The 18,309-nt window shown below is 68.9% G+C and carries 12 protein-coding genes and 1 rRNA gene; 3 read left to right on the forward strand and 10 right to left on the reverse strand.

Going from position 1 to position 18,309, the window contains the following annotated elements:
• Positions 1 to 28: 28 nt before the first annotated feature.
• From ACWY4P_RS15545 to thyX, 4 genes are all read right to left on the reverse strand, one after another.
• A 16S ribosomal RNA gene (locus ACWY4P_RS15545) occupies positions 29 to 1,556 on the reverse strand.
• Positions 1,557 to 1,993: 437 nt separating this feature from the next.
• Entirely contained in the window at positions 1,994 to 3,679 is a 1,686-nt protein-coding gene (locus tag ACWY4P_RS15550) for a ribonuclease J (RefSeq protein WP_456211144.1), read from the reverse strand.
• Between the two features lie 124 nt (positions 3,680 to 3,803).
• Complete coding sequence (gene dapA, locus ACWY4P_RS15555) at positions 3,804 to 4,703, reverse strand: 4-hydroxy-tetrahydrodipicolinate synthase (protein WP_456211145.1); 900 nt, start codon at positions 4,701 to 4,703, stop codon at positions 3,804 to 3,806.
• 240 nt (positions 4,704 to 4,943) lie between these two features.
• Positions 4,944 to 5,684, reverse strand: coding sequence for an FAD-dependent thymidylate synthase (gene thyX, locus ACWY4P_RS15560; protein ID WP_456211146.1), 741 nt, complete (start codon positions 5,682 to 5,684; stop codon positions 4,944 to 4,946).
• 187 nt (positions 5,685 to 5,871) lie between these two features.
• Between thyX and ACWY4P_RS15565 the strand changes: the two genes are divergently transcribed.
• Positions 5,872 to 6,114, forward strand: a complete 243-nt coding sequence (locus tag ACWY4P_RS15565; protein WP_456211147.1) for a hypothetical protein — start codon at positions 5,872 to 5,874, stop codon at positions 6,112 to 6,114.
• A gap of 63 nt (positions 6,115 to 6,177) precedes the next feature.
• Complete coding sequence (locus ACWY4P_RS15570) at positions 6,178 to 6,732, forward strand: PH domain-containing protein (RefSeq protein WP_456211148.1); 555 nt, start codon at positions 6,178 to 6,180, stop codon at positions 6,730 to 6,732.
• Positions 6,733 to 6,811: 79 nt separating this feature from the next.
• Here the strand turns inward: ACWY4P_RS15570 and ACWY4P_RS15575 are convergent, their stop codons facing one another.
• The 6 genes from ACWY4P_RS15575 to eccD all read right to left on the reverse strand — a co-directional run bounded on the left by ACWY4P_RS15575 (position 6,812) and on the right by eccD (position 14,133).
• Positions 6,812 to 7,270 carry a hypothetical protein gene (locus ACWY4P_RS15575; RefSeq protein ID WP_456211149.1) on the reverse strand — a complete coding sequence of 153 codons (459 nt, stop codon included), beginning with the start codon at positions 7,268 to 7,270 and terminating at the stop codon, positions 6,812 to 6,814.
• A 9-nt stretch (positions 7,271 to 7,279) separates the two neighbouring features.
• A complete protein-coding gene (gene dapB, locus ACWY4P_RS15580) occupies positions 7,280 to 8,032 on the reverse strand; it encodes a 4-hydroxy-tetrahydrodipicolinate reductase (protein WP_456211150.1) in 753 nt (250 codons plus the stop codon).
• Between the two features lie 64 nt (positions 8,033 to 8,096).
• A complete protein-coding gene (locus tag ACWY4P_RS15585) occupies positions 8,097 to 9,476 on the reverse strand; it encodes a M16 family metallopeptidase (protein ID WP_456211151.1) in 1,380 nt (459 codons plus the stop codon).
• The gene (locus ACWY4P_RS15590; RefSeq protein ID WP_456211152.1) at positions 9,473 to 11,725 is read right to left on the reverse strand and encodes a polyribonucleotide nucleotidyltransferase; all 2,253 of its coding nucleotides are present in this window, start codon (positions 11,723 to 11,725) and stop codon (positions 9,473 to 9,475) included. Before ACWY4P_RS15590 ends, ACWY4P_RS15585 begins: the two co-directional genes overlap by 4 nt.
• 410 nt (positions 11,726 to 12,135) lie before the next feature.
• Positions 12,136 to 12,423 (reverse strand): 30S ribosomal protein S15, encoded by a 288-nt coding sequence (rpsO, locus tag ACWY4P_RS15595; RefSeq protein WP_009714645.1) that lies wholly within the window; start codon positions 12,421 to 12,423, stop codon positions 12,136 to 12,138.
• 243 nt (positions 12,424 to 12,666) lie between these two features.
• Positions 12,667 to 14,133, reverse strand: a complete 1,467-nt coding sequence (eccD, locus tag ACWY4P_RS15600; protein WP_456211153.1) for a type VII secretion integral membrane protein EccD — start codon at positions 14,131 to 14,133, stop codon at positions 12,667 to 12,669.
• A gap of 175 nt (positions 14,134 to 14,308) precedes the next feature.
• Between eccD and eccCa the strand changes: the two genes are divergently transcribed.
• Positions 14,309 to 18,265: a type VII secretion protein EccCa gene (eccCa, locus tag ACWY4P_RS15605; RefSeq protein ID WP_456211154.1), complete on the forward strand. Its 3,957-nt coding sequence runs from the start codon at positions 14,309 to 14,311 to the stop codon at positions 18,263 to 18,265.
• The last annotated feature ends 44 nt before the right edge of the window (positions 18,266 to 18,309 follow it).

Consider the following 18,309-nt stretch of genomic DNA (forward strand, 5'->3'; position numbering starts at 1 on the left):
CGCTCGCAGTCGGCTATGTGCTCCTTAGAAAGGAGGTGATCCAGCCGCACCTTCCGGTACGGCTACCTTGTTACGACTTCGTCCCAATCGCCAGTCCCACCTTCGACGACTCCCTCCCACAAGGGGTTGGGCCACCGGCTTCGGGTGTTACCGACTTTCGTGACGTGACGGGCGGTGTGTACAAGGCCCGGGAACGTATTCACCGCAGCAATGCTGATCTGCGATTACTAGCGACTCCGACTTCATGGGGTCGAGTTGCAGACCCCAATCCGAACTGAGACCGGCTTTTTGAGATTCGCTCCACCTCACGGTATCGCAGCTCATTGTACCGGCCATTGTAGCACGTGTGCAGCCCAAGACATAAGGGGCATGATGACTTGACGTCGTCCCCACCTTCCTCCGAGTTGACCCCGGCAGTCTCCTGTGAGTCCCCATCACCCCGAAAGGCATGCTGGCAACACAGAACAAGGGTTGCGCTCGTTGCGGGACTTAACCCAACATCTCACGACACGAGCTGACGACAGCCATGCACCACCTGTACACCGACCACAAGGGGGCACCCATCTCTGGATGTTTCCGGCGTATGTCAAGCCTTGGTAAGGTTCTTCGCGTTGCGTCGAATTAAGCCACATGCTCCGCCGCTTGTGCGGGCCCCCGTCAATTCCTTTGAGTTTTAGCCTTGCGGCCGTACTCCCCAGGCGGGGAACTTAATGCGTTAGCTGCGGCGCGGACAACGTGGAATGTCGCCCACACCTAGTTCCCAACGTTTACGGCGTGGACTACCAGGGTATCTAATCCTGTTCGCTCCCCACGCTTTCGCTCCTCAGCGTCAGTATCGGCCCAGAGATCCGCCTTCGCCACCGGTGTTCCTCCTGATATCTGCGCATTTCACCGCTACACCAGGAATTCCGATCTCCCCTACCGAACTCTAGCCTGCCCGTATCGAATGCAGACCCGGGGTTAAGCCCCGGGCTTTCACATCCGACGTGACAAGCCGCCTACGAGCTCTTTACGCCCAATAATTCCGGACAACGCTTGCGCCCTACGTATTACCGCGGCTGCTGGCACGTAGTTAGCCGGCGCTTCTTCTGCAGGTACCGTCACTTTCGCTTCTTCCCTGCTGAAAGAGGTTTACAACCCGAAGGCCGTCATCCCTCACGCGGCGTCGCTGCATCAGGCTTTCGCCCATTGTGCAATATTCCCCACTGCTGCCTCCCGTAGGAGTCTGGGCCGTGTCTCAGTCCCAGTGTGGCCGGTCGCCCTCTCAGGCCGGCTACCCGTCGTCGCCTTGGTAGGCCATCACCCCACCAACAAGCTGATAGGCCGCGGGCTCATCCTGCACCGCCGGAGCTTTCCACCCAGTAAGATGCCTCACCAGGTAATATCCGGTATTAGACCCCGTTTCCAGGGCTTGTCCCAGAGTGCAGGGCAGATTGCCCACGTGTTACTCACCCGTTCGCCACTAATCCCCAGCCGAAGCCGGTTCATCGTTCGACTTGCATGTGTTAAGCACGCCGCCAGCGTTCGTCCTGAGCCAGGATCAAACTCTCCGTGAATGCTTCCGGGCTATCCCGGCAACACCACGAGAGCGGAGCGGAACCGGAGGAATAATCCAGCCCGCTCACAGCGTCCTCGCTGTGTGTTTTCTTCAAAGGAACCTCGTCCGACCAAACCGATCCGGATCGAACCGGCCGATCGTACGGGGTATCAACATATCTGGCGTTGACTTTTGGCACGCTGTTGAGTTCTCAAGGAACGGACGCTTCCTTCGAAACCGTTTCACCGGTTTCTCCGGGCGCTTCCCTTCGGTGTCTCCGACTTTATCAGAATTCTCTGAGCCGGATTCCCACCCGCCTTCCGGGTCCTCCCGTCGCACGCTGAGTGCTCCAGGTTCCCCTTCCGGCGGAGCCGTAAACGTACTGGAGCGGGGCTCCCGGATGCAAATCGGGGAGCCCCGCTCGTGAGTCGGCGCCGGGCGGGTGCTGAGCCGGCGTCAGACCTCGACCACGACAGGGAGGATCATCGGGCGCCGGCGGTAGCTGTCGGACACCCACTTGCCCACCGAGCGGCGCACGAGCTGCTGTAGCTGATGCGGCTCGGCGATGCCGTCCGAGGCGCACTTGGCCAGGGATTCCTCGATCTTCGGGATGACCGCGAGGAACGCGGAGTCCTCGATGCCGGAGCCCCTCGCCTGGATGTACGGGCCGCCCACGATCTTGCCGGTCGTGCTGTCGACGACCACGAAGACCGAGATGATGCCCTCTTCACCGAGGATGCGGCGGTCCTTGAGCGAGCTTTCCGTGACGTCTCCGACCGAGAGGCCGTCGACGTACACATAGCCCGCCTGCACCTTGCCGACGATCTTCGCGACGCCGTCGACCAGGTCGACCACCACCCCGTCCTCGGCGATGACGCAGCGGTTCTTGGGTACGCCGGTCAGGGCGCCCAGCTCGGCGTTGGCGCGCAGATGCCGCCATTCGCCGTGCACCGGCATCAGGTTCCGGGGCTTGCAGATGTTGTAGAAGTACAGCAACTCCCCGGCCGAGGCGTGCCCGGAGACATGGACCTTGGCATTGCCCTTGTGGATCACGTTCGCGCCCCAGCGGCTCAAGCCGTTGATCACACGGTAGACCGCGTTCTCGTTGCCCGGGATGAGCGAGGACGCGAGGATCACCGTGTCGCCCTGGACGATGCGGATCTGGTGATCGCGGTTGGCCATCCTGGACAGCGCGGCCATCGGCTCGCCCTGGGAGCCGGTGCAGACGAGGACGATCTCGTCGTCCGGCAGATCGTCGAGCGTCTTCACATCGACGACGAGCCCGGCCGGTACCCGCAGATAGCCGAGATCGCGCGCGATGCCCATGTTGCGGACCATCGAACGGCCGACGAAGGCGACCCTGCGCCCGTACTCATGGGCCGCGTCGAGGATCTGCTGGATGCGGTGGACATGGCTGGCGAAGCTCGCGACGATGATCCGCCGCTGAGCGTCGGCGAAGACCTGGCGCAGCACGCCGGAGATGTCACGCTCGGGCGGGACGAAGCCGGGGACCTCGGCGTTCGTGGAGTCCGAGAGCAGCAGGTCGATGCCTTCCTCGCCGAGCCTCGCGAAGGCGGGCAGGTCCGTGAGGCGGCCGTCGAGCGGCAGCTGGTCCATCTTGAAGTCGCCGGTGTGCACGACCATGCCGGCTGGGGTGCGGATGGCGACGGCGAGGGCGTCCGGGATGGAGTGGTTCACCGCCACGAACTCGCAGTCGAAGGGGCCGATCCGCTCGCGCCGGCCCTCCTCCACCTCGAGCGTGTACGGGCGGATGCGGTGCTCCTGCAGCTTCGCCTCGATCAGGGCGAGGGTCAGCTTGGAACCGATCAGCGGGATGTCCGCCTTCTCGCGGAGCAGGAATGGGACGCCGCCGATGTGGTCCTCGTGGCCGTGCGTGAGCACGATGCCGTCGATGTCGTCCAACCGGTCCCGGATACACGTGAAGTCCGGCAGGATCAGGTCGACTCCGGGCTGCTCCTCCTCGGGGAAGAGCACTCCGCAGTCGACGATCAGCAGCCGGCCGCCGTACTCGAAGACCGTCATGTTGCGGCCGATCTCGCCGAGCCCGCCGAGCGGGGTGATGCGCAGTCCCCCCTCGGGGAGCTTCGGCGGAGGGCCGAGTTCAGGATGCGGATGGCTCAAAAGACTCTCCTCACCACACACGCCACGTGCCCCCTTGGGGCACATGGCGCGCGTGACATTCGTGCACTTGCTTGATGTGTCTGTATGAAGTTGTGAAGTACGAAGTTGCGAAAATCGCCTCTTGTTACAGCTGTACCCCGCCAGCGGCGAGATCGCGCTTGAGCTGCCCCGTTTCCTCGGCGCTGAGTTCGACGAGCGGCAGGCGCAGCGGCCCGGCCGGCAGGCCCTGGAGGGCGAGTGCGGCCTTCGTCGTGATGACGCCCTGGGTACGGAACATCCCGGTGAAGACCGGGAGGAGCTTCTGGTGGATTTCGGTCGCCTTCGCGACGTCGCCCGAGAGGTGGGCTTCGAGCAGCGCCCGCAGCTCGGGGGTGACCAGGTGGCCGACCACGGAGACAAAGCCGATGGCGCCGACGGACAGCAGCGGCAGGTTCAGCATGTCGTCGCCGGAGTACCAGGCCAGGCGCGAGCGGGCGATGGCCCAGCTGGCACGGCCGAGGTCGCCCTTTGCGTCCTTGTTGGCGACGATACGCGGGTGCTCCGCGACCCGGACGATGGTCTCGGTGCCGATCGGTACGCCGCTGCGGCCGGGGATGTCGTAGAGCATGACCGGCAGCTCGGTGGCGTCGGCGATGGCGGTGAAGTGCCGGAGGAGACCTTCCTGGGGGGGCTTGCTGTAGTACGGCGTGACGGCCAGCAGGCCATGGGCACCGGCCTGCTCGGCGGCGCGGGCGAGCTCGACGCTGTGCCGGGTGTCATTGGTGCCCGCTCCGGCCACGACGTGGGCTCGGTCGCCGACCGCCTCCACCACGACTCGTACGAGCTGGGCTTTCTCCGCATCGCTGGTGGTCGGGGACTCGCCGGTGGTGCCGTTGACGACCAGGCCGTCATTGCCGGCGTCCACCAGGTGGGCGGCGAGTCGCTGAGCGCCGTCAAGATCGAGCGCGCCATCAGCAGTGAATGGCGTGACCATGGCGGTCAGCATGCGCCCGAAAGGGGTCTGCGATGTGGAAGTCGGTGCCATGGGCCCCACGCTACTCGTAGCGCGCCTCGCGGTGCTCCCTCGGGGGCGGCGACCGGGGCGCTGTATGGGACCCGGCACTGCCTGCTCGGGGGTTCAGACAGTGCCGGATCCGTTTGTTCAGCCTAGATGAACTTCACGAAACGCCGCAATACGGACACCTCTCGCGCATGACCCGTCCGGGGAGTGTCCGGAAACTGTCCGGGAACTGCCACGCGCAGCGATACGGGGGGGGCGGGGGCGCTACGGGGCGACGCGCCCGTTGGCGTTGAAGGCGGCGTGGGTGAGCGGCATCAGCTCGGCCCAGATCGCCTCCATCTTCTCGCCGACCATCTCGATCTCCCGCTGCGGGAAGGAGGGCACGGCGGCCTGCTCATGCTGGGTACGCAGGCCGAGGAAGTGCATCAGCGACCGCGCGTTGCACGTCGCGTACATCGAGGAGAACAGGCCGACGGGCAGGACGGAGCGGGCCACCTCCCGGGCGACGCCGGCCGCCAGCATCTCCTGGTACGCCTCGTACGCGTGGCGGTAGGCGTCCTCCATCACGCGGCCGGTCAGCTCTTGCTGCGCCGGTGTGCCCTCCACGAACTCGTACTTGCCAGGGCGGCCCCGCTGGATCAGCTTGCGGGACTCTCCGGGGACGTAGAAGACCGGCTGGAGCTCGCGGTAGCGACCGGACTCCTCGTTGTACGACCAGCCCACGCGGTGCCGCATGAACTCCCGGAAGACGAAGATCGGGGCGTTGATGAAGAAGGTCATCGAGTTGTGCTCGAAGGGGCTGCCGTGCCGGTCCCGCATCAGGAAGTTGATCAGCCCCTTGGAGCGCTCCGGGTCCTTGGTGAGCTCCTCGAGAGACTGCTCGCCGGCGGTGGACACCCGGGCGGCCCACAGCACATCGGAGTCGGCCGCGCTGTGCTTGACCAGTTCGACGGTCACATCGCTGCGGAAGCTGGCCTTCTCGCTCTCGGCGGGGATATCGGTCACCGGCGGGTCCTTCCATGGTTCATCGCTCAGGGCGCGCCCAGCTTACGGGGCCGCACCGACATCGCCGCCGACCGGTCGTAACGCTGAAAATGTCGAAGGAAGTCGCCGAAAAAGGGCACCTCGCCACTCGTTCACGCGTCCTACCTACTGAAGTACCCACGTTCGAGGTTCCAAGGAGAGCCCCCGCATGTCCCGTCGGCGCGAGCCCGTGCCCTTCGCCTTCATCTCCGAAGCCGACCAGTTCCGCAGCAATGTCACTCCGCCGCCCCGGCCCCGCGCCACCCCGTCGCAGATAGCGGGCCGCACGCTCATCACGCTGACGATCATCGCCGGGTTCGTGGGCTCGCTGATGTTCGGGTTGCCCGCGCTCGAGACCGGGCCCCGGACCACTCACCAGGTGGAGCAGTCGGAGGCGTCGGACGGGCGCTGAGCCCCTGGGATAGCCTCAGCCAGCACAGGCCCATCCGGACATGTGTGTGAGTGAGGACCATTCGTGCCCCTGCCCTTCCTGACAGCGGACCGCGCCCTTGACGACGACGGACCGGCGGCCGGAGAAGCCCCCCTGCCGTACGAGGACCCGGGCCGCCGGCGCCGCCCCTACCGGCCGGGTCCCTGGAGGGTCGGCGGAGCCGCGCTCCTGCTGCTGCTCGCCTCGTATGTGCTCTTCTCCGCGATGATCATCGCCCTCGCGGGATCGGTGCCTGCCGCCGGCATCTGCGTCGGGGGCGCCGCGCTGGTGATCCTGTGCGCCGTCCGGCTGGTGCGGACGGGTGTGTGGATCGACGAGGAAGGGCTGCGGCTGACGGGCCTGTTCTCCGCCACGACGGTGCGCTGGTCTCAGGTCGCGGCGATACGCACCGCCCAGCAGCCGGTGCGGTGGCTGGGGCTGCCGCGCAGTGTCCAGGGGCAGGCGGTACTCATCGAACTCACGGAGGGCGGGTCCCCGCGGGTGGTCTTCACCGACCACAGCGCCGACTTCCTTGGCCGCCCCGAGGCCTTCGTCATGGCGGCCGACACGATCGAGGGCTGGGCGGCCCGGTACCGCTGAGGCCCCGAGCTGCCTGAGACCCCGGGCCGACTAAGGCCCAAGCTGCCTGAGGCCCCAGGTCGGTCAGCCCCCAGGTCGGTCAGCCCTGGGCCCGCACCGGTCGGCCGTCGTGCAGGGCGATGGCGCGCTGCATCGCCTTGCGGGCGCGCGCCGTGTCCCGCGCGTCGTAGTACGCGACGGCCAGCCGGAACCAGGAGCGCCAGTCGTCCGGCGACTCCTCCGTCTCGGCCCGCCGCTTGGCGAAGACCGCGTCCGCGGAGTCCCGGTCGATCCGCCCGCCCGGCGTCCGTACCAGCTCGTCGACCGGGAGGCCGCCCTCGGCCTCCAGCTCGCGGGCGAGCCGGTTCGCGCTGCGCGCGAACTCGGTCGTCTTCCACAGGAACCAGAAGCCGATGAGCGGCAGCACCAGCACCGCCACGCCGAAGGCCACGGTCAGCGGCGTGCCCTGCTCGATGAGCAGCACGCCCCGGCTGCCGACCAGGACGAAGTACACGACCAGGACGGCCGCGAGGACGAAATACGTGATCTTTGCGCGCACCGCTGTGTCTCAGTCCAGATCGAGGAAGTGTTCCAGGCCGAGGGTCAGGCCGGGAGCGGACACCACGCGGCGCACCCCCAGCAGCACGCCGGGCATGAAGCTGCTGTGGTGGGTCGAGTCGTGCCGGATGGTGAGGGTCTCGCCCTCTCCGCCCAGCAGGACCTCCTGGTGGGCGAGGAGTCCGCGCAGCCGCACCGAGTGCACCGGCACCCCGTCCACATCGGCGCCGCGCGCCCCCTCCAGCGCCGTGCTCGTCGCGTCGGGCTGCGGCGCGCACCCCGCCTTCTCCCGGGCCGCCGCGATCAGCTGCGCGGTGCGGGCCGCCGTGCCCGAGGGGGCGTCCGCCTTGTTCGGGTGGTGCAGCTCGATGACCTCGACCGACTCGAAGAAGCGGGCGGCCTGCTGGGCGAAGCGCATGGTCAGCACGGCGCCGATGGAGAAGTTCGGCGCGATGAGCACGCCGGTGCCCGGCGCGGCCTCGAGCCATCCCCGCAGCTGCGTCAGTCGCTCGTCCGTCCAGCCGGTGGTGCCCACAACACCGTGGATGCCGTGGCGGACGCAGAATTCGAGGTTGCCCATCACCGATGCGGGGTCGGTCAGCTCGACCGCGACCTCGGCGCCCGCCTCGGCCATCGTCTCCAGCTGGTCGCCCCGGCCGAGCGCGGCGACCAACTCCATGTCCTCGGCGGCTTCCACGGCTCGTACGGCCTCGGAACCGATCCGGCCCTTGGCGCCGAGAACGGCCACGCGCAGCTTGCTCATCGTTCGAATCCCTTGTGTCATCCGCTGTGTCGTCCGCCGGTGTGTGCGGCGGTCTTGCCAGGCGCTAGGCGACGGCCTCGTGCAGGCGCGACGCCTGCTTGTCCTTCAGCGGGCCGATGGCGGACAGCGAAGGACGCTGCCCCAGTACATCGCGGGCCACCTCGCGCACCTCGTCCGGAGTGACGGCAGCCATCCGGGCGAGCATGTCGTCCACCGACATCTGGTCGCCCCAGCACAGCTCGCTCTTGCCGATGCGGTTCATCAGCGCGCCGGTGTCCTCCAGGCCCAGCACCGTGGAGCCCCGCAGCTGGCCCACCGCGCGCCGTAGCTCCTCGTCGGTCAGCCCGTGCTGCGCGACGTGGTCGAGCTCGTCACGGCAGATCTTGAGGACGTCCGGCGCCTGGCTCGGGCGGCAGCCCGCGTAGACGCCGAACAGGCCGCAGTCGGCGAAGCCCGAGGTGTAGGAGTACACGCTGTAGGCGAGCCCGCGCTTCTCCCGCACCTCCTGGAACAGCCGGGAGCTCATGCCGCCGCCGAGCGCCGTGTTGAGGACACCGAGCGCCCAGCGCCGGTCGTCGGTGCGCGCGATGCCCGGCATGCCGAGGACGACGTGCGCCTGCTCGGTCTTGCGGCCTTGCACCTCGACGCGCCCGGCCGCGTGGATGGTGCGGGAGCCGTCGCGCGGGGCGACGGGGACCGCGTCCGTACGGGACAGGGCGCCCGCCTTGTCGAACGCCTTGCGCACCTGCCGGACGACCGCGGCGTGGTCCACATTGCCCGCGGCGGCGACCACCAGGTGGGTGGGGTCGTAGTGCTTCTTGTAGAAGCGGGCGATCTGGTCGCGGCTGAGGCCGTTGACGGTGTCGACGGTGCCGAGGACGGGGCGGCCGAGGGGGGTGTCGCCGAGCATGGTGTGCGCGAACAGGTCGTGCACACAGTCGCCCGGGTCGTCCTCGGTCATCGCGATCTCTTCCAGGACGACGCCGCGCTCGGCGTCCACATCCGCGGCGTCGATCAGCGAGCCGGTCAGCATGTCGCAGACGACGTCGATGGCCAGCGGCAGATCGGCATCGAGCACCCGCGCGTAGTAGCAGGTGTACTCCTTCGCCGTGAAGGCGTTCATCTCGCCGCCGACCGCGTCGATGGCGGAGGAGATGTCGAGCGCGCTGCGCCGCTGGGTGCCCTTGAAGAGCAGGTGCTCCAGGTAGTGGGTGGCGCCGTTCAGTACGGGGGTCTCGTCGCGGGAGCCGACGTGCGCCCAGATCCCGAAGGTGGCCGAGCGCACGGACGGCAGGGTTTCGGTGACAATGCGCAGGCCCCCGGGCAGGGTGGTCCTACGGACCGTCCCGATGCCGTTCTCGCCCTTGAGAAGCGTTTGGGTACGGGCGACGGCCCGCCCCTCCGAAGAGGGGCGGGCCGTCGCCGCGTTGGCACGGGACGTCACTTGGCGTCCGCGTCGGAGCCGCTGTCGGCGGCGTCCTTCGCCTCGTCCTTCGACGCGTCCGAGCCCTCTGCGTCCTCGATGACGGGGATCAGCGAGAGCTTGCCGCGCTGGTCGATCTCGGCGATCTCGACCTGGACCTTGGCGCCGACCTTCAGCACGTCCTCGACGTTCTCCACGCGCTTGCCACCGGCGAGCTTGCGGATCTGCGAGATGTGCAGCAGGCCGTCCTTGCCCGGGAGCAGGGAGACGAAGGCACCGAAGGTGGTGGTCTTCACGACCGTGCCCAGGTAGCGCTCGCCGACCTCGGGCATCGTCGGGTTGGCGATGCCGTTGATGGTGGCGCGGGCGGCCTCGGCGGCCGGGCCGTCGGCGGCACCGATGTAGATGGTGCCGTCGTCCTCGATGGTGATGTCGGCGCCGGTGTCCTCCTGGATCTGGTTGATCATCTTGCCCTTGGGGCCGATGACCTCACCGATCTTGTCCACCGGGATCTTGACGGTGATGATCCGCGGCGCGTTCGGAGACATCTCGTCCGGGACGTCGATGGCCTCGTTCATCACGTCGAGGATGTGCAGCCGGGCGTCGCGGGCCTGCTTGAGGGCCGCGGCCAGCACGGACGCCGGGATGCCGTCCAGCTTGGTGTCCAGCTGGAGGGCGGTCACGAACGTCTTGGTGCCGGCGACCTTGAAGTCCATGTCGCCGAAGGCGTCCTCCGCACCGAGGATGTCGGTGAGGGTGACGTAGTGGGTCTCGCCGTCGATCTCCTGGGAGATCAGGCCCATGGCGATACCGGCAACCGGGGCCCTCAGCGGCACACCGGCGTTCAGCAGCGACATGGTCGAGGCGCAGACCGACCCCATGGAGGTCGAGCCGTTGGAGCTGAGCGCCTCGGAGACCTGGCGGATGGCGTACGGGAAGTCCTCGCGGGACGGCAGCACCGGGAGCAGCGCCCGCTCGGCCAGCGCGCCGTGGCCGATCTCGCGGCGCTTCGGGGAGCCGACGCGGCCGGTCTCGCCGGTGGAGTACGGCGGGAAGTTGTAGTTGTGCATGTAGCGCTTGCGGGTCTCGGGCGCCAGCGTGTCCAGCTGCTGCTCCATGCGGAGCATGTTCAGCGTGGTGACGCCCAGGATCTGGGTCTCGCCGCGCTCGAACAGCGCCGAGCCGTGGACCCGCGGGATCGCCTCGACCTCGGCGGCCAGCGTACGGATGTCCGTGACGCCGCGGCCGTCGATGCGCTTCTTCTCCTTGATGACCCGCTCGCGGACCAGGGTCTTGGTCAGCGCCCGGTACGCGGCGGAGATCTCCTTCTCGCGCCCCTCGAACTGCGGCAGCAGTTTCTCGGCGGCCAGGCCCTTGACGCGGTCCAGCTCGGCCTCGCGCTCCTGCTTGCCCGCGATGGTCAGCGCCTGGGCGAGCTCGTCGCGGACGGCGGCGGTGAGCGCCTCCAGGACGTCGTCCTGGTGGTCGAGGAAGATCGGGAACTCGCCGGTGGGCTTGGCAGCCTTGGCGGCGAGGTCCGACTGGGCCTTGCAGAGCACCTTGATGAAGGGCTTCGCGGCCTCGAGGCCCGCGGCCACGACCTCCTCGGTCGGCGCCTCGGCGCCGTCCTTGACCAGCTGGATGGTCTTGGTGGTGGCCTCGGCCTCGACCATCATGATCGCGACGTCGCCGTCCTCCAGGACGCGGCCGGCCACGACCATGTCGAAGACGGCGTCCTCGAGCTCGGAGTGGGTCGGGAAGGCCACCCACTGGCCCTTGATCAGGGCGACCCGGGTGCCGCCGATCGGCCCGGAGAAGGGCAGTCCGGCCAGCTGCGTGGAACAGGAGGCGGCGTTGATCGCGACCACGTCGTAGAGGTGGTCGGGGTTGAGCGCCATGATCGTCTCGACGATCTGGATCTCGTTGCGCAGGCCCTTCTTGAAGGACGGGCGCAGCGGGCGGTCGATCAGGCGGCAGGTGAGGATCGCGTCCTCGGACGGGCGGCCCTCACGGCGGAAGAACGAGCCGGGGATGCGCCCGGCGGCGTACATCCGCTCTTCGACGTCGACCGTGAGCGGGAAGAAGTCGAGCTGGTCCTTGGGGTTCTTGGATGCGGTGGTGGCCGACAGCACCATGGTGTCGTCGTCCAGGTAGGCCACGGCGGAGCCGGCGGCCTGACGGGCCAGGCGGCCCGTCTCGAAGCGAATGGTGCGGGTGCCGAAGGCGCCATTGTCGATGACGGCCTCGGCGTAGTGGGTCTCGTTCTCCACCAGGAAAATCTCCTCTTCTGCGTCCCTCGTCCGTGTGACGGAGGAACGGTGGTGGAGCAGCGCCCCTGGCTTTGGTCCGGCGGCCGGGCCGGTCTTCGATCGAAGCCACCGGAATTGCCAGTTCCGGGAGCCACTACCGAGGACCGGCTCCTGTGGCGCCGGTGCCGCGGGAATGAGGCGCTCCTCCTCGTTCGTTATGACGTTGTTGGGACCAGACTACAAAGCTTCGCCCGTCCTCACGACGGCTGTGGATATCGACGGGGACGGTGCGCGGGGTGCGCGGGCGGCGACGGGTCCCGGTGATGCGGTGCGCCGCACGGGTTCTGCGGCACGTACGGCAGCGGGTTCCGCGGCGCGTACGGCAAAGGGAGCGGTCCCCTGTCCCGGGAACCGCTCCCTACCACAGTGTCTTACTTGGCGCCCGCCGCACCGCGGCGGATGCCCAGGCGCTCGACCAGCGCACGGAAGCGCGTGATGTCCTTCTTCGCCAGGTACTGCAGCAGGCGGCGGCGCTGGCCGACCAGGAGCAGCAGACCACGGCGGGAGTGGTGGTCGTGCTTGTGGGTCTTGAGGTGCTCGGTCAGGTCGGAGATGCGGCGCGAGAGCAGCGCGACCTGGACCTCGGGGGAACCGGTGTCGCCCTCCTTGGTGGCGAACTCGGTCATGATCTGCTTCTTCGTAGCGGCGTCAAGCGACACGCGGTACTCCTTCGGGTTCTTCTGTTCGGCCACCGAGTGCCCCTGGTCTTGGTCTCAGGGGAGCTTCCGTGACTCGGGAGGCGGGGTCCGCTGGGCGCTGTCTCCAGAGTGCTCGTACGAGAGCTCCGGGGGCGCGTACACAAACGGCCGTCACACAGCGTACCAGCCGCCGACCATCCGTTTGCCCGTCGGCCCGCTCGCCGGCTTCACCCGCTGCTTTTACCCCCGGGTTTCCCCCGGCTTTTAACTGGTCAGGCTGCGCGCGGAGCTGTAGACGTCCAGCACGGCCAGGGCAAGGGGCACCAAGGAGAGCAGCAGGGCGCTCTCGGCCAGGTCGGAGAAGCGGCCCCAGAACGGGGAGAGACCCTTCTTCGGAATGATCAGCGCGATGCCGGTGATCAGCGCCGCTCCCACCGTGACGGAGGCGGCGAGCCAGATCGTACGGACGTCCAGCGGGCCGCTGTCGTGCCGCACCAGCAGCTTGAACATGGCGTCGGCCGGCGGGTTCAGGGACAGCCCGAGCACGAGCAGCCCCAGGCCGATCAGGCCCGCGGTGAGGACGGAGGCGACCTGGGCGGTGTAGCGGAAGAGGCGGGCGCGCAACAGCATCGCGAGGCCGGAGACGAGGGCCAGCACCTGGCCCCAGACATTGTCGGAGAAGCCGAGCACGGCCGAGGCGCCGACGACGATGGCGGAGCAGCCGCCGACCAGGCCGAGCAGCATCTCGTGGCCGCGGCGGGCCTGGGCGGCGATGCGGTCGGCGTCCACGGGCTCGGGGGCGGGCCCGGACCCCGGGTCGAGGTTGTCGTCCTCAGCCGCCGAGCGGGGCGCGGCGTACCCGATGGGCAGCCGGGCGACGCGCGCCGACAGGCCCGGCAGGAACGCGATGGCGCCGATCGCGACGGCGGCGCACACCGCGGCGGTCTCGGTGGGGCTGACCTCGGTGAGGATCGCGCAGAAGGTGGCGAGGGTGCCGACGGTGGAGGCGAAGACCGCGGCGACGAATGGCGCGTCACCGGTCGGCATGGCGACCACCAGGGCGACCGAGACGACGAGGATGGCGACACACCCGAGCAGGAACTGCAGGCGGCCGACGCCCTCACCCGGGTCCAGGGCGAGCAGCCCCGAGCCCGCGATCATGGCGTGTGGCAGGGCGGCCAGGCCGAGCGCGATCGCGGAGGCGCGGTCCTCGTAGACCCGCGCCCGTACCCCCGCCAGCGCGGCGAGCAGCACCGCGACAGCGGCGGCGATGATGCCCGGCAGACCGTGCATGTCGTGTTTGAGCGGATCGGCGAACCAAAGTACGAAGCCCATGAGGACCAGCAGTAGGGAGCCGCCGAACAGCCCGAAGGCGCGCAGGTACCCGTCGCTCCACAGGGTCCGGTCGCGGGTGACGGCGGAGGCGATCGCGTCCGACACATCGTCGTAGACCGCGGGCGGCAGCGACTCGGCGAAGGGCCGCAGGGACAGCAGCTCGCCGTCGAGCACCTGCTGGGCGCCCAGCGACAGCGCGCTCTCCAGGACGGTGCCGTCGCGGCGTACGAGGTGGTAGCCGGTAGGGGCGCCCACGGGCTGGGTCTGTCCGGTCAGACGAAGGATCTCGGGGTAGACGTCGGCGACGGCGATGTCCTCCGGAAGAGCCACATCGATCCGACTGTCAGGTGCGACCACGGTCACCCTGCAGAAGCCGGTCGTGGCGGACGTACTCACCTGTAAGGCCCCCTGTTCACTGTGGAGCGGCGCACGGCACCGCGCGTGCGGCGGCCACCCTACCGGGGTCGGGCAGCTCATACGTCGGTAGGATCGCCGTCTCGCAGAGGGAGTCCGTCGCCACGGGGGTGCCGGAAAGGAACTGTTCATCTGCGTTGAGGGGTTGAGGGAACCGGTGAGCCAGGTCGTCGTCAAGCGCCAACCGCGGGCTCTCCCGCCCGAGGTGCCGAGCGAGGAACTCCGCCTCGAATCGCCCCCTGAGCTGCCACGCGGCCAGCAAGAGGGCGTCCTGATGCAGCTGCTGCCCACCCTGGGCATGGCCTCGTCGATGGTCTATTTCTTCATGCCCGGCGCCGCGCCGATGATGAAGATCATGGGCGTGATGATGATGTTCTCCACGCTCGGCATGACCGTGGCGATGTTCGTCCGGCACCGGCAGGGCTCACAGGGGCAGCTGGCGGACATGCGCCGCGACTATCTCAAGTACCTCGCGCAGACCCGCCGTACGATCCGGCGCACCGCGCGGGCGCAGCGCGACGCGCAGTTCTATCTGCACCCCTCCCCGGACCAGCTGTGGTCGGTCGTGGCCGAGGGCAGCCGGGTGTGGGAACGGCGGACGAGCGACAACGACTTCGGGCAGATCCGGATCGGGCTCGGCTCGCAGCAGCTGGCCACCCCGCTGATCGCCCCCGACACGGCCGCGGTCGACGACCTGGAGCCGCTGACGGCGGGCGCCATGCAGAAGTTCCTGGCGACCCAGGGGTCGCTGGAGCACATGCCGATGGCGGTGTCGCTGCGCGCCTTCTACCACGTCACGGTGTCCGGGGAGCCGGACTCGGTGCGGGGCGCGGCGCGGGCGCTCGTCGCCCAGCTGGCCACCCTCCACTCGCCCGAGGACCTCGTCATCGCGGTGGTCGCGCCGCGCAGCGCGGCGCCCTACTGGGACTGGGCGAAGTGGCTGCCCCATCTGCAGGTGCCGGGCGCGCTCGACGGTGCGGGCTCGCGGCGGCTGTTCAGCGACTCCCTCGCGGAGCTCGAGGAGCTGCTCAAGGGGCGTCTGGAGGGACGGTCCCGGTTCAGCAAGGACGCCCAGCCGCTGCTCGACCAGCCGCATGTGGTGGTCGTGCTGGACGGCGGGATGGTGCCGCCGGAGTCGGCGTTCGCGGCGCAGGAGGGTCTGCAGGGCGTCACCGTCATCGAGGTGGTGCCGGGCGACCTCGACGAGCTGCGCGGCGGGCTCTCGATGATCGTACGGCCGGGCAAGCTGGAGCTGCTGTCGCAGGTCGCGGGGTACGACGGGGTCCCTGACGCGCTGACCCTGGAGGCCGCGGACGCGCTCGCCCGGCAACTGGCACCGCTGCGCGTGGGCGGGGGCGATGACGACGAACCGCTGCTGGCCAACCTCGACTTCACCGACCTGCTGGGGCTCGGCGACGCGGGCTCGGTGGATGTCACGCGGACCTGGCGGCCGCGGTCGATCGCCGAGCGGCTGCGGGTGCCGATCGGGGTCGGCGAGGACGGTTCGCCGGTCATGCTGGACCTCAAGGAGGCAGCACAGGACGGTATGGGCCCGCACGGCCTGTGCGTCGGCGCCACCGGCTCCGGCAAGTCCGAGCTGCTGCGCACCCTGGTGCTGGGGCTCGCGGTCACCCACTCGTCCGAGACGCTGAACTTCGTCCTGGCGGACTTCAAGGGTGGCGCGACCTTCGCGGGAATGTCGCAGCTGCCGCATGTGGCGGCGGTCATCACCAACCTCGCGGACGACCTGACGCTCGTCGACCGTATGCGCGACTCGATCACCGGAGAGCTGCAGCGCCGTCAGGAGCTGCTGCGCGCGGCCGGCAACTACGCCAACATCCACGACTACGAGAAGGCGCGGGCGGCCGGCGCCCCGCTGGAGCCCGTGGCCTCACTCGTCCTGGTGATCGACGAGTTCAGCGAGCTGCTGACGGCCAAGCCTGACTTCATCGACATGTTCATCCAGATCGGCCGTATCGGCCGCTCCCTGGGCGTGCATCTGCTGCTGGCCTCGCAGCGCCTCGAGGAGGGCCGGCTGCGCGGCCTGGAGACCTACCTGTCGTACCGCATCGGCCTGCGGACCTTCTCCGCCGCCGAGTCCCGTACGGCCCTGGGCGTGCCGGACGCGTACCACCTCCCGTCCGTCCCCGGCTCCGGCTACCTGAAGTTCGCCACGGACGAGATGACGCGCTTCAAGGCCGCGTACGTCTCCGGCGTGTACCGCACCGGGGCGGCGCCCGCCGACTTCGACGGCACCTCGCTGCCCATCGAGCGCCGGCCGGTGCTCTTCACGGCCACCCCGGTCCCGGTCACCTACACCACCCCGGACCCGGCGGCGCTGACCACCCCGTCCCGCCAGGAGGATGACGCGCTGGCCGACACGGTCCTCGACGTCATCGTCCGCCGCCTGGAGGGCCAGGGCGCACCGGCCCACCAGGTCTGGCTCCCCCCGTTGGACGAGGCCCCTTCGCTGGACCAGTTGCTGCCGCCGCTCTCCCCGGTCGAGGGCCGCGGCCTCACCGCGCCCGAATACCCGCGCCTGGGCAACCTCGTCGTGCCGCTCGGCCTCATCGACAAGCCCTTCGAGCAGCGGCGCGATGTGCTCTACCGCGACTTCTCCGGCGCCGCGGGCCACATGCTGGTCGTCGGCGGCCCGCAGTCCGGCAAGTCCACGCTGATGCGCACCCTGATCACGGCCTTCGCACTCACCCACACCCCGGCCGAAGTGCAGTTCTACGGCCTGGACTTCGGTGGCGGCGGCCTGAGCGCCATCTCCGACCTCCCCCATGTGGGCGGCGTCGCCTCCCGCCTGGACCCGGAGCGGGTGCGGCGCACCATCGCCGAGGTGGCGGGCATCCTGGCCCGGCGCGAGGAGTACTTCCGCGCCAAGAACATCGACTCGATCGCCACCTACCGGCGGCAGCGGTCCCGCGGCGAGCACGCCGAACAGGGCTGGGGCGACGTCTTCCTCGTCGTCGACGGCTGGGCCAACTTCCGGCAGGAGTACGACATGCTGGAAGGGGTCGTGGCCGATATCGCGGGCCGCGGCCTCGGCTACGGCATCCACATCGTCGTCACCGCTTCCCGCAACATGGAAGTCCGCGCCTCTTTGAAGGACCAGCTCCTCAACCGCCTCGAGATGCGCCTCGGCGACACCATGGACTCCGAATTCGACCGCAAGGTCGCCGCGAACGTCCCCGTGGGCGTCCCCGGCCGCGGCCAGCTCCCCGAGAAGCTGCACTTCATGGGCGCCCAGCCGCGTATCGACTCGGGCAGCGACCCCGACGAGATCACGGACGCCTCCGGCGAGCTGATCCGCGCGGTCACCAGCAACTGGCACGGCCCCCACGCCCCCCGCGTACGCCTCCTCCCCCGCCGGCTCCGCGCCGAAGACCTCCCCAAGGGCTTCGAATACCCCCAGCACGGCGTCGCGATCGGCATCGACGAGACCAACCTCGAACCGGTCTTCGTCGACTTCGAATCCGATCCCTTCTTCCTCGTCTTCGGCGAGAGCGAATCCGGCAAGACGGCTCTGCTGCGGCTCATCGCCAAGCAGATCACCGAGCGGTACGGCCCGGACGAGGCGAAGATCGTGGTCGGCGACTACCGCCGCTCCCTGCTCGACGTCATCCCCGACACCCACCTCCTGGAATACGCCCCGATCGCCTCGGCCCTCCAGATCCACACCACGGCCCTCAACGGCCTCATGGAGCGCCGCGCCCCCAAGCCGGACATCACCCCCCAGCAGCTGCGCGACCGCAGCTGGTGGACCGGACCGCAGTTCTTCGTCATCGTCGACGACTACGAACTCGTCTCCACCAGCAGCGGCAACCCGATGGCCGTCCTCACCGACAACCTGCCCTTCGCGCGCGACGTCGGCATGCGCTTCATCATCGCCCGCAACTCCGCGGGCGCCTCCCGCTCCATGTTCGAGTCCTTCATGCAGCGCATCAAGGAACTCGGCGCCCAGGGCGTACTGCTCTCCGGCGACCCCACGGAAGGCGACCTCCTCGGCGGCGTCCGCCCCCGCCCCATGCCCCCGGGCCGCGGCTTCTTCGTCTCGCGCAAGCGAGGCACGCCGCTGGTTCAGCTGGGCTGGCTGCCGGACCAGTAAGCCCCCTGTCCTTCCGAGCACTCACAGACCTCTGCCCCGGGCCG

Source organism: Streptomyces sp. LZ34 (assembly GCF_053890475.1).